Genomic DNA, 11601 nt, shown 5'->3' on the forward strand with positions numbered 1-11601 from the left:
TGCCATGACAGATTCCGAAGTAAAAGCACCGAAAATCGAATTCCCTTGCGCGGACTACCCGATCAAGATCATCGGCGACACCGGGGTGGGCTTCAGAGACGAGGTCATCGCCATCGTCAAGAAGCACGCAACGCTCCTCGATGAGAAGGAGGCCGAGCGCCAAAGCAGCAACGGCAAGTACACCACGCTGCAGCTGCATATCGTCGCGACCGGCCAGGATCAGCTTTACGACATCAACAGCGAGCTGCGCGCCACGGGCAAAGTGCACATGGTGCTGTGATGGGCGGTTGTCTGGGCTTTCGCGATCTGGGAACGGTCGCCTACGAGCCCGCCTGGCAAGCCATGCAACGCTTCACGGACGGACGCGACCGCGACACGCCCGATGAAGTGTGGCTGGTGCAGCACCCGCCGGTTTTCACTCAGGGACAGTCCGGAAAACCCGAGCATCTGCTACTTCCGGGTGATATTCCGGTGGTACAGGTCGATCGCGGTGGCCAAGTGACTTATCATGGCCCCGGTCAACTGGTGGCCTATCTGATGCTGGATGTCCGCCGCCTGGGTTATGGCGTGCGCGAACTGGTTACCCGGATCGAGCACAGCCTGATCGACCTGCTGTCCAGTTACGGCGTAACGGCAGCAGCCAAACCCGAAGCACCGGGGGTCTACGTCGACGGGGCGAAAATTGCGTCCCTGGGCCTTCGTATCCGTAATGGCTGTTCATTCCATGGACTGGCGCTGAATGTCGACATGGATCTGGACCCGTTTAAACGGATTAATCCCTGCGGGTATGCGGGGCTGGCGATGACCCAGCTGCGCGAACAGGCAGGCCCGATTGAATTTGCCGAGGTTAGTGCCCGGCTGCGTGCGCAGCTCGTCAAACACCTCGACTACGCTGAGCAGACGACCCTAACGGGCGGAATCGACTGATATGACTACTGCGCATGAGACGGCAGATGCCGTGCAAACCCTGATCCCGACAGCGAACGTGGTGACGCCTGAGCGTGCTGCACGTCCGAAAGTTGAAGCGGGTGTGAAGTTGCGTGGCGCGGAAAAAGTGGCGCGCATCCCGGTAAAGATCATCCCGACGGTTGAATTGCCGAAAAAGCCGGACTGGATTCGTGTCCGTATTCCAGTATCGCCTGAGGTCGACCGTATCAAGGCGCTGCTGCGCAAGCACAAGCTGCACAGCGTGTGCGAAGAAGCTTCCTGCCCGAACCTGGGCGAGTGCTTCTCGGGCGGCACCGCGACGTTCATGATCATGGGTGACATCTGCACCCGTCGTTGCCCGTTCTGCGACGTCGGCCATGGCCGTCCGAAAGCACTGGACGTCGACGAGCCGAAGAACCTGGCCGTTGCCATTGCCGACCTGAAACTCAAATACGTCGTGATCACTTCGGTTGACCGTGACGACCTGCGTGACGGCGGTGCCCAGCACTTTGCCGATTGCATCCGTGAAATCCGTGCCCTGTCGCCGAACGTGCAACTGGAGACGCTGGTGCCGGACTACCGCGGCCGTATGGACATTGCGCTGGAAATCACCGCAGCCACGCCGCCAGACGTGTTCAACCACAACCTGGAAACCGTGCCGCGCCTGTACAAGGCTGCGCGTCCGGGTTCGGACTATCAGTGGTCGCTGACCCTGCTGCAACGCTTCAAGGAAATGGTTCCTCACGTGCCGACCAAATCCGGCTTGATGCTGGGCCTGGGCGAGACCGACGAAGAAGTGATCGAAGTGATGCAGCGCATGCGTGAGCACAACATCGACATGCTGACGCTGGGCCAGTACCTGCAGCCTTCGCGCAGCCACTTGCCGGTTCAGCGTTTCGTGCACCCGGACACCTTCGCCTGGTTCGCCGAAGAAGGCTACAAGATGGGCTTCAAGAACGTTGCGTCGGGTCCTCTGGTGCGTTCTTCGTACCACGCCGACGAGCAGGCCAAGCTGGTCAAGTCGTTGCTGACGGCGGGCTGATCGCCAGCGTTATCGACCCGCAAAAAAAACGGGCCGGATAGCAATATCCGGCCCGTTTTTGTTTGCCCGCCAATACCGCTTTATGAACGTTCACGGTGCTTCGGTTGAGGCCACCTCTCGTAGGAGCCGGCTTGCTGGCGAACGCGGTGAGTCAGGTACGAAACAGTTGACTGACACACCGCATTCGCCAGCAAGCCGGCTCCTACAGCGGATTTCTAGGGTCTTCTGAGATTATCCAGCAGCTCTTGCGTCGGATAACCATCGGCCGGCCAGCCAAAGGATTGCTGGGCGCTGCGAATGGCTTTGCGTGTGTTGGCGCCGATGATCCCGTCTGGAGCGCCGGCGTCGTACTGGCGGGCCGAGAGCAGGGTTTGCAGTTCGATGCGCTCAGAGCGACTCAGTGGGCGGTCACCGCGTGGCCATTGGCCTGACACATAGCCGCCACCGGTGAAGCGTTCCGACAACAGCCCGATGCCCAGTGCGTAGGAAGACGAGTTGTTGTACTTGAGGATCGCCCGGAAATTATCCATGACCAGGAATGCGGGGCCTTTGTAGCCCGCTGGCAGCAACAAGGCGGCTTGCTGCTGCAACAGATTGGCCGGTAGCGCCGAACCGTTTGGCAGCTTGAGGCCCATCTGCTGCCATTCAGCGATGGTTTTGCGTGTCGAGGCGTCAGCCAGGGCGTAATCGAAGCCCGGGGCCAGTTGCACTTCAAAGCCCCACGGTTGGCCTTTTTGCCAGCCCGAGCTTTGCAAATAGTGCGCGGTGGACGCCAGCGCATCCAGTGGCGAGTTCCAGATGTCGCGGCGACCGTCACCGTCGAAATCCACAGCGTGGGTGTTGTAGGTCGTGGGAATGAACTGCGTCTGCCCCATCGCGCCCGCCCACGAGCCCAGCATGCTAGGCGCATCAATGTCGCCGTGCTGAATGATCTGCAAGGCTGCGATCAACTGATCCTGAGCGAACTGCGGGCGTCGGCCTTCGTAGGCCAGGGTCGCCAATGAGCGAATCACCGATTGCGTGCCCTGAAACTGGCCGAAACTGCTTTCCATGCCCCACACCGCGACCAGTGCCTGACGATCCACGCCGTAGCGCTGTTCGATCGCCGTCAGGGCGTCCGCGTACTGCGCCAGTAATGCCTGGCCTTTGCGTACGCGCACGGCAGACATCGCGCTGTCGAGGTATTCCCAGACTGGACGGGTGAATTCGGGCTGGCTGCGATCAGCCTTGACCACGCTCATGTCCGGTGTGACACCGGCGAAGGCGCGGTCGAACACGTCAGGACGAATGCCTGCATTCAAGGCTTGGGCGCGGAACATGCTCTGCCACTCGCTGAAGCTCATCGCAGGCTGGATTTCAAAGTTGCTGTCGTCGGGCTGGGCCACGGCAGAGGGCACGGTGGGCGAAGCTTTGGCGACATTGAGAGGCGCGGTTTGAAGAGGTGTTGCGACGGCAGCGGTGGGTTGCTCCGCGCAGGCGACCAGTACAGAGAGACCGGAGGCGGCGATCAGTTGGCGAACAGGCCAACGACGGGGAAAACTAAAGGGCATTCTGGGGTCCACAGGTATAAACCGTAAGGTGCAGACCTTAACATGCTGGCCCGGCTGGCGGGGCGCCGGTCAGTAACCTGAAATGTTTTCAGGCCGCCATAACGGAAGAAGCCTCCCAGTTGTTCGACTGGAAGGCTTCGCGGCGGTAGCTGCCTTTGCCCTTGGCGGGTTGTTCCTGACGGCTTCGGAACAGTGGCTGGGCGATGATGGATTTGGCCTTGTTCGGCCGTTTCTTTGGCTTGCTCATGGCAGGTCTCTCTCTGCGGGGTGGTGGAAGCGGCGGTGATCATCGGGCATGTCAGCGCAGAGGTCTAATTGATCTGCGCTATGGGTTAGACGTGCGACCTGTAGGAGCGTGGCTTGTCCCGCGATCGGCGGGGAACCCGCCGCAAAATCAGGCAAATGCAGCTTGGCTGACACACCGCGTCTTTCGAATTTACGACGACTGCGTCGCCGATCGCGGGACAAGCCACGCTCCTACAGGGGGGCGTTGTGAATCATTCCGGCGGCAACGCCAACCGCTGTCCCGCCATTTGCAGCGACAACCGGCTCAAGCCGTTCCACACCGAGCCTTGGGCCTGGCCCTTGATCTGTGCGTCAATGTGCTGCGCGTCCATCAGCAATTGTGCCCAGCGACGCGCCGAGTGCCGTTGCAGTGCTTTGCTCATCAGCGGTTTGCGCTTGTCCCAGATGGGCGGTCGCGCCTGGCTGAACGCCTTGTCCAGTGGCACGCCCTGGCTGTATTGCAAGGCCAGGTTGGCGAGCACGCGCAATTCACGGGACAGCGCCCAGAGAATCACCGGAGGCTCAACGCCTTCGCCGCGCAGACCTTCGAGCATGCGCAGGGCATGGGCGGCTTCACCATTGAGAATGGCATCGGTCAGCCCGAACACGTCGAAGCGCGCACTGTCCGCCACGGCGGCCTGCACGGTTTCGACGGTGATCTGACCCTGTTCGGCCATCAGCTTGAGCTTCTCGATTTCCTGCGCCGCTGCCAGCAAGTTGCCTTCAACGCGCGCGGCGATCAGTTCGACGGCGTCGGGGCTTGCGGCCAGACCTGCCTGCGAAAGCCGTTGGCGAATCCATTGTGGCAACTGGCTCGCATCCACCGGCCAGATCTGCACGAACTGGGTTTGAGCGCCTTCAACCAGCGCTTTGCCCCACTTGGTTTTCTGGGCGGAGCCGTCGAGCTTGGGCAGGCTGATCAGCAGCAGCGTGTCTTCGGCAGGGCGGCTGCAGTACTCCAGAAGTGCTGCGGCGCCTTTATCGCCGGGTTTGCCAGACGGCAGACGCAGTTCCAGCAGGCGACGTTCGGCGAACAACGACATGCTCGCACCCGCCTGCAGCAAGGTGCCCCAGTCGAAGCTTGAATCGGCGCTGAATACCTGGCGTTCATCGAAACCCTGCTGCCTGGCAGCGGCACGGATGGCGTCGCAGGCTTCCTGGCATTGCAGCGGGTCATCGCCGCTGACGATGTACACGGGCGACAACGCACCCTGGAGGTGTTTGGAGAGCTGGGCGGGGGCGAGTTTCATGAGTCAGAAAAGGATGGGGCCGGCGAACCGGCCCCAGTGCCATTACTTGGACGGGATTTCGACGGGAGACTGCTGCGGCGTCTCGTCGCGAATGCGTTGAGCGGCCGCTTCCGCGTCAGCCTGTGCACGAGCAGCGGCGTCCGCCTTGGCTTGCAGTTCATCCAGACGCTCAGGTGTCAGCTGTTGCAGGCGGGCCAACATCTTCTGCACCAGGTCGCTGCGCACCTCTTTGCGGATCTGATCGGCTTCCTGGTCGGAACCGATCAGGTTGTTGCCGTCGTGAACGAAGATTTTGGTCGATTGCACGTTATCGTCCAGCAGCGTAACGCCCTTGCTGCCCTGGATTTCGTACTTCAGCACGGTGGTCAGCTCGTATTCAGCCGAGCGGCCCGACCCGACATAGCTCGCAGTGCGCTGGGTTTCGTCTTCGCGGGCCAGGAACAGCTTGTATTGCGCGCCGGTGTAAACGTGCACGCCGCTGTTGGTCAGCGTCTGACGCAGTTGAGTCACGACTTCGCCGTAGGCATCACGCGCGCTCACGTCCAGTTCCTTGATCGACAAGGCGTTGGTGCCGGTGCCACGCAGCTGGAAACCGCAGGCGCTCAGCAGAACAGCGAGGCCCATTACCAGCAGATTGCGTTTGATCATCTTGTTGCTCCCCTTGAATCCGTTTGAGCCCGAAGTGCGGGCCCTGGAAGTATGTTGGGCGCCCGGCTCACCGGGCGCCCGATCCAATCAGCTGGCGACGATATTCACCAGTTTGCCGGGCACCACGATCACTTTGCGGATCGTCAGGCCGTCGATAAAGCGCAGGACGTTCTCGTTGGTCCGTGCTGCGGCTTCCACGTCTTCCCGGCTGGCGCTGGCCGGCATGTCGATCTGGCCGCGCAGCTTGCCGTTGACCTGAATCACCAGCGTAAGGCTGTCCTGTACCAGCGCGCTGTCATCCTGCACGGGCCAGGTCGCATCGATCACCGCGTCGGCGTGACCCAGTCGGGCCCACAGCTCATGGCTGATGTGCGGTGTGATCGGCGCCAGCAGCAACGTCACGGTTTCCAGACCTTCGTGAAGCAGCGCGCGATCCTGTTCAGTGGCTTGCGCGGCTTTTTCCAGCACGTTCATCAGCGTCATGACCTGAGCGACGGCGGTGTTGAATTTGTGGTTCTGCCCGACGTCGTGGCTGGCCTGCTTGATGGCCAGGTGAATCGAACGGCGAACGGCTTTCTGCTCTTCATTCAGGGTGGCGATGTCGAGTTTACCCGGCAAGCCCTGAGACACGTGGGCTTGCGCCAGGCGCCAGACACGCTTGAGGAAGCGGTGAGAACCTTCGACACCCGAGTCGGACCATTCCGCGCTCATGTCAGGTGGCGACGCGAACATCATGAACAGGCGGCAGGTGTCTGCGCCGAACTGGTCGATCATCGACTGTGGGTCGACGCCGTTGTTCTTCGATTTGGCCATCTTTTCAGTGCCGCCGATCTCGACCGGCAGGCCGTCCGCGATCAGTTTTGCACTGATGACCTTGGCCTTGCTGTCACGCTCGAGTTCGACATCCGCCGGGTTGAACCAGGTGTAGGCACCGTTGGCTTCGCGACGGTAGTAAGTTTCGGCGATCACCATGCCTTGAGTCAGCAGGTTCTTGAACGGCTCGTTGGAGCTCACAAGGCCTTCGTCACGCATCAGCTTGTGGAAGAAGCGCGCATACAGCAGGTGCAGGATGGCGTGTTCGATCCCGCCGATGTACTGATCTACCGGCAGCCAGTGGTCGGCTGCGGATTTCTCCACCAGGCCACCTTCGAAGTGCGGCGAAGCATAGCGAGCGTAGTACCACGACGACTCGACGAACGTGTCCATGGTGTCGGTTTCACGCTTGGCAGGCTGTCCGCATTTCGGGCACTTGCACTCATAGAACTCGGGCATGCGCGCCAATGGCGAACCTGCGCCGTCCGGCACCACGTCTTCCGGCAGGACGACAGGCAGTTGGTCTTCCGGCACAGGCACGTCGCCGCAGGCGTCGCAGTGGATGATCGGGATCGGGCAGCCCCAGTAGCGCTGGCGGCTGATACCCCAGTCACGCAGACGGAACTGGGTGCGCGACTTGCCGAGCTCCTTCTTGAGCAGGGCGGCTTCGATGGCATCGAATGCGCCCGCGAAGTCCAGGCCGTCGAACTCACCGGAGTTGATCAGTTGACCGTGCTCGCCGTAAGCGTCCTGCCATGGCGCAGGCGATGTGTCGCCCGCGCTGGTGCGGACCACCGATTTGATCGGCAGGCTGTATTTGTTAGCGAATTCGAAATCACGCTCGTCGTGTGCAGGGACTGCCATTACAGCGCCATCGCCGTAGTGCATCAGTACGTAGTTGGCGACCCACACCGGCAGTTTTTCGCCTGTCAGCGGGTGCTCGACGAACAGCGAGGTCGGCAGGCCTTTCTTTTCCTGCGTGGCGACGTCAGCTTCGGCGACGCTGCCGCTTTTGCATTCGTGAATGAACGCTTGCAGTTCCGGGTCGTTCTGCGCGGCCAGTGTCGCGAGTGGGTGCTCGGCAGCGACGGCGACGTAAGTCGCGCCCATCAACGTGTCTGGGCGGGTGGTGAAGACTTTCAGCGCACCGGCTTCTCCGATGGACGCCTGATCGTACGGAAACTGCACTTCCATGCCGCGCGACTTGCCGATCCAGTTGCGTTGCATGGTCTTGACCTGCTCAGGCCAGCCCGGCAGCTCGTCGAGACTCTCCAGCAGTTCATCGGCGTAGGCCGTGATCTTGAAGTAGTACATCGGGATTTCGCGTTTTTCGATGACCGCGCCCGAACGCCAGCCGCGCCCGTCGATCACTTGCTCATTCGCCAGAACGGTCTGGTCGACCGGGTCCCAGTTCACGGTGCCGTTCTTGCGGTAGATCACACCCTTCTCGAACAGGCGCGTGAACAGCCATTGTTCCCAGCGGTAGTAATCCGGCTTGCAGGTGGTGACTTCGCGAGACCAGTCAACCGCCAGACCCAGACTGCGCAGCTGGGTCTTCATGTAGGCGATGTTTTCGTAGGTCCACTTGGCAGGCGCCACGTTGTTCTTCATCGCGGCGTTTTCAGCCGGCATCCCGAAGGCGTCCCAACCCATGGGTTGCAGGACGTTCTTGCCGAGCATGCGCTGGTAGCGGGAAATGACGTCGCCGATGGTGTAGTTGCGCACGTGACCCATGTGCAGCTTGCCGCTTGGGTAAGGGAACATCGACAGGCAGTAGTACGTTTCCTTGCCTGGCTGTTCACTGACTTCAAAGGACTTTTGCTCGTCCCAGAACGACTGAGCGGCGGCTTCGATTTCGCGGGGCTGATAGAGTTCGTGCATGGCTACTTTTGACTAGAGATTGGTGACCCTTGACCGCTTCGCTGCGTTCCCGGAGCGGACACATTCGCTTGCCTGGCTGAGCCTTCGGCGGTGCGATGCATTCGGGTCCGAGTGAGCCGAAGTGGAATTACAGGAAAGCGCCGTAGCATACATGAGGCCGAAGGATCGAGGGAAACCAAGATTGTGCCGTTGATAACCGCATAAGCCCCGCTAGCCGCCGTTGGTCGCGGCATCGCGCCTGTTTTTGCAGTGCCGCTAAGCTCAATTACGAGGGTATGTGTCTATCTTCAGTGAGGTGAACGGATGGCAGAGCTGCGGCACCAAGTAAAGAAACCTGATCTGTATGACCGTTTGATTGATCGTCTGGGGCTTGCTCTGGACATGGCGAAAACATCAGTCCGGCTTCGCAATGAATACCCCGTTGAACTGGAGTTGCGTGGATTGAGCCAAGCCGAATTCCAGTTGATCGAGGCGTATCTGGATGCCTGTCCGGATACGAAGAACATCGTTGTAAAAGAGGATTCACTGAACACAAAGAAGGGGAGTTCCAGCACTTCACGGGAGCCTTCGGAGCCGATGCGCGCCCCGCACCCTCTAGCCAATGTCATCTGGCTGAAGGATCAGCGTCGCGCCAAAGTGTCGGCAAAGTTGAGTCGTTACAGTTCCAGTAAGCATTTCAAGCGTTAACCTTCACGGGTATTAACCCCGTCTGATTAAGCATTGTTGCTTAGCGTCAATCCTTTTAGGCTTCGGGCATCTTCTGGAGATGCCCGATGCCTTTTCGTTACTTCATCAAAAACCTGTTGTTGCCGCCCGGTATTTTCCTGCTTCTTCTAGTGCTTGCCTGGTGGCTGAGAAGTCGCAGGCCACGGTTGGCGCGCGCGCTGTTTGTGATCGGGTTTGTCGGCATGTTGTCCATGAGCCTGCCGGTGGTGGTGCAGTGGTCGGCGCGGGGCATCGAAAGCATCCCGCCGTTGCCACAGGATCAATGGACCACTTTGGCCCAGCGCGCGGACGCCATCGTGGTGCTGGGGTCCGGGCGAGAGCGAAACGATCCGACGTGGGACCGCGATATCCCCACGGGCGTGGCGCTGGAGCGAATGCGGTTTGCAGCAAGGCTTTCGAAGGCATCCGGCTTGCCGATTCTGACGACGGGCGGGCTGCATTACGGTGAGCCGCCCAGTGAGGCGGCGATCATGGCCGATTCGTTGCGTGATGACTTCGGCGTAAATGTGCGTTGGCAGGAGGGCGAGAGCCGCACGACGTGGGAAAACGCCAACATGACCGCCGCGATCCTGCTGCCACAAGGGATCAAGCGCGTGGTGGTGGTGACCCAGGCCTGGCACATGCCGCGTTCGGTGTGGAGTTTCGAAAAGGCCGGATTCAGCGTGGTCCCGGCGCCAGTCGGTTTTTTGAGCGTGGACAACGCGCGGCCGTTTGGCGGCTGGATGCCCGAATCGAAGGCGGTCTGGCAGAGCGGCCAGCTGTTGAACGAAGTGGCGGGGCTGGTGGGGTATCGGTTGTTTTACCGATGATCGGGCTGACGAGTCGGATTCAACTGTGGGAGCGAATTCATTCGCGAAGAGGCGTTACATCCGACAGATGTTTATTGGATGTGCAAACGCATCGCGAATGAATTCGCTCCCACAGATAATATTCGTCGCTGCTAGCCTGTTAAACGGTTTTTGCAATCCGGCTCGCCACCAGCGCCCAGCCAATCAGCAGCACCGACACAATGATCAGCGGCCACGAACGCCAGTGCAGGTAAGGCGTCAGGTTGTGCATGGGCGTGACTTCGCCGTACATCACCGCTCGCTCGAATTGCGGCACGGTGGTGGTGATCTTGCCGAACGGGTCGATCAGCGCACTGACGCCATTGTTGGTCGCACGAATCATCCAGCGGCCGGCCTCCAGTGCCCGCATCTGCGCCATCTGAAGGTGCTGCAAAGGCCCGATGGACGTGCCGAACCAGGTGTCGTTGCTCACCGTCAGCAACAGATCGCTTTGTGCCGACAGGCTGGCCGCGAATTCTGGATACACCACTTCATAGCAAATGAACGGCGCGATCTGATAGCCCTTGGCCTGCAGCAGCGGCTGCTCGGCAGGGCCGCGCGCGAAGTCCGACATCGGCAGGTTGAAGAAGGTGATCAGCCCGCGCAGCAGGTCCTGCAAGGGCACGTACTCGCCGAAGGGGACCAGCTTCTGTTTCAGGTAAGTGCCGTCGCCTTCCCCGACGACCGTAATCGCGTTGTAGTAGCGGTACTCGCCACGGCCACCTTTCTGACGCAAAGGGACGCCCGTGATCAATGCCGAGTTGCGTTCGGCTGCGAATTTCCCCATCACCGACAGGTAGCCTTCGACCGACTCTTTGAGGACGGGCACGGCTGTTTCCGGCCAGATGATCAGATCGGCTTTTTGTGCGGTAAACGTCATGTCCCGATAAAGCGCGAGCTGGGCATTCAGCGCCGCCGGGTCCCACTTCATGCTTTGCTCGACGTTGCCCTGCATGGCCGCGACCTTCAGCGGCTCGCCCGACGGTTCGGTCCAGGCGTGGTGCTTGAGTGCCAGGCCGATCACCCACGGTGCCAGCAGTAGAACAATGGCGGTCGCCAGAAAACTTTTACGTGCGCGCAAGCGGTGCAGATTGCACAGCAGTGCTGCGGTCAGCGCCAGACTGAAGGAGATCAGCCACATGCCGCCGAGCGGGGCGAGGCCTTTGAGCGGCCCGTCAAGCTGGCTGTAACCGGAGTACAGCCACGGGAAACCGGTCAGAAACCAGCCACGAAACATTTCCTGACCAAACCACAGCGCAGCAAACGCCAGCGCATCGGCCAGCGGCGCTTCATTGCGGCGGATCCAGCGTGCCCACAGCCAGGCGGGCAGGGCGAAGAAGAAGGCAACGGAAGCGCAGAACAGCACCATAAGGAAAACGGCGAGCCAGACCGGTGCTTCACCGTACGTGTGAATGCTCACGTAGATCCAGCTGGTGCCGCCGCCGAACAGGCCGAAACCGTAAGACCAGCCACGCCACAGAGCCTGGCGGGGCTTGAGGTCACGCAGCCCGAGATAAAAAACCACCAGCGCAACGATCGCCAGTGGCCAGATATCGAACGGCGCCAACGCCAGGGTGATCAGCGCGCCGGCCACCATGGCCAGCAGGTTACCGGGCCAGCCGGGGCGGGTGATCCAGCGCATTTACATTCCT

General features: G+C 60.7%; 11 protein-coding genes. 5 read left to right on the forward strand and 6 right to left on the reverse strand.

Annotated elements, in window-relative coordinates; translation table 11 throughout:
- The first annotated feature begins 4 nt into the window (after positions 1-4).
- The 3 genes from BLS87_RS25715 to lipA are packed head-to-tail and all read left to right on the forward strand — an operon-like array spanning position 5 to position 1969.
- On the forward strand, positions 5-280 hold the full coding sequence (locus BLS87_RS25715; protein WP_074757012.1) for a DUF493 domain-containing protein: 276 nt from the start codon (positions 5-7) through the stop codon (positions 278-280).
- Positions 280-927: a lipoyl(octanoyl) transferase LipB gene (lipB, locus tag BLS87_RS25720; RefSeq protein WP_074757014.1), complete on the forward strand. Its 648-nt coding sequence runs from the start codon at positions 280-282 to the stop codon at positions 925-927. The genes BLS87_RS25715 and lipB overlap by 1 nt, the downstream gene beginning before the upstream one ends.
- Position 928: 1 nt before the next feature.
- The gene (lipA, locus tag BLS87_RS25725; RefSeq protein ID WP_074757016.1) at positions 929-1969 is read left to right on the forward strand and encodes a lipoyl synthase; all 1041 of its coding nucleotides are present in this window, start codon (positions 929-931) and stop codon (positions 1967-1969) included.
- Positions 1970-2184: 215 nt separating this feature from the next.
- On the opposite strand, the gene BLS87_RS25730 is transcribed toward lipA, so the two are convergent.
- The 5 genes from BLS87_RS25730 to leuS form a co-directional block, all read right to left on the reverse strand.
- Positions 2185-3519, reverse strand: a complete 1335-nt coding sequence (locus tag BLS87_RS25730; protein ID WP_074757018.1) for a lytic murein transglycosylase — start codon at positions 3517-3519, stop codon at positions 2185-2187.
- A gap of 88 nt (positions 3520-3607) precedes the next feature.
- Positions 3608-3766, reverse strand: a complete 159-nt coding sequence (arfA, locus tag BLS87_RS25735; RefSeq protein ID WP_074757020.1) for an alternative ribosome rescue factor ArfA — start codon at positions 3764-3766, stop codon at positions 3608-3610.
- 250 nt (positions 3767-4016) lie between these two features.
- Positions 4017-5054, reverse strand: coding sequence for a DNA polymerase III subunit delta (holA, locus tag BLS87_RS25740; RefSeq protein WP_074757022.1), 1038 nt, complete (start codon positions 5052-5054; stop codon positions 4017-4019).
- A gap of 42 nt (positions 5055-5096) precedes the next feature.
- Entirely contained in the window at positions 5097-5702 is a 606-nt protein-coding gene (locus BLS87_RS25745; protein WP_074757024.1) for an LPS-assembly lipoprotein LptE, read from the reverse strand.
- Between the two features lie 87 nt (positions 5703-5789).
- The gene (gene leuS, locus BLS87_RS25750; protein WP_074757026.1) at positions 5790-8396 is read right to left on the reverse strand and encodes a leucine--tRNA ligase; all 2607 of its coding nucleotides are present in this window, start codon (positions 8394-8396) and stop codon (positions 5790-5792) included.
- Positions 8397-8699: 303 nt separating this feature from the next.
- Here leuS and BLS87_RS25755 point away from each other — a divergent pair, with 303 nt between their 5' ends.
- Both BLS87_RS25755 and BLS87_RS25760 read left to right on the forward strand, forming a co-directional pair.
- Positions 8700-9083 (forward strand): hypothetical protein, encoded by a 384-nt coding sequence (locus tag BLS87_RS25755; RefSeq protein WP_074757028.1) that lies wholly within the window; start codon positions 8700-8702, stop codon positions 9081-9083.
- Positions 9084-9169: 86 nt separating this feature from the next.
- Complete coding sequence (locus BLS87_RS25760; RefSeq protein ID WP_074757030.1) at positions 9170-9931, forward strand: YdcF family protein; 762 nt, start codon at positions 9170-9172, stop codon at positions 9929-9931.
- Positions 9932-10070: 139 nt separating this feature from the next.
- On the opposite strand, the gene lnt is transcribed toward BLS87_RS25760, so the two are convergent.
- Complete coding sequence (gene lnt, locus BLS87_RS25765; protein WP_074757032.1) at positions 10071-11591, reverse strand: apolipoprotein N-acyltransferase; 1521 nt, start codon at positions 11589-11591, stop codon at positions 10071-10073.
- Positions 11592-11601: the final 10 nt, after the last annotated feature.

This window comes from Pseudomonas abietaniphila (assembly GCF_900100795.1).
Lineage (GTDB): Bacteria > Pseudomonadota > Gammaproteobacteria > Pseudomonadales > Pseudomonadaceae > Aquipseudomonas > Aquipseudomonas abietaniphila.

Coding starts and splice junctions, on each gene's coding strand:
- BLS87_RS25755 (WP_074757028.1), top strand. CDS start 8,700: ATGGCAGAGCTGCGGCACCAAGTAAAGAAACCTGATCTGTATGACCGT.
- BLS87_RS25715 (WP_074757012.1), top strand. CDS start 5: ATGACAGATTCCGAAGTAAAAGCACCGAAAATCGAATTCCCTTGCGCG.
- holA (WP_074757022.1), bottom strand. CDS start 5,054: ATGAAACTCGCCCCCGCCCAGCTCTCCAAACACCTCCAGGGTGCGTTG.
- arfA (WP_074757020.1), bottom strand. CDS start 3,766: ATGAGCAAGCCAAAGAAACGGCCGAACAAGGCCAAATCCATCATCGCC.
- lipB (WP_074757014.1), top strand. CDS start 280: ATGGGCGGTTGTCTGGGCTTTCGCGATCTGGGAACGGTCGCCTACGAG.
- BLS87_RS25745 (WP_074757024.1), bottom strand. CDS start 5,702: ATGATCAAACGCAATCTGCTGGTAATGGGCCTCGCTGTTCTGCTGAGC.
- BLS87_RS25730 (WP_074757018.1), bottom strand. CDS start 3,519: ATGCCCTTTAGTTTTCCCCGTCGTTGGCCTGTTCGCCAACTGATCGCC.
- lnt (WP_074757032.1), bottom strand. CDS start 11,591: ATGCGCTGGATCACCCGCCCCGGCTGGCCCGGTAACCTGCTGGCCATG.
- leuS (WP_074757026.1), bottom strand. CDS start 8,396: ATGCACGAACTCTATCAGCCCCGCGAAATCGAAGCCGCCGCTCAGTCG.
- BLS87_RS25760 (WP_074757030.1), top strand. CDS start 9,170: ATGCCTTTTCGTTACTTCATCAAAAACCTGTTGTTGCCGCCCGGTATT.
- lipA (WP_074757016.1), top strand. CDS start 929: ATGACTACTGCGCATGAGACGGCAGATGCCGTGCAAACCCTGATCCCG.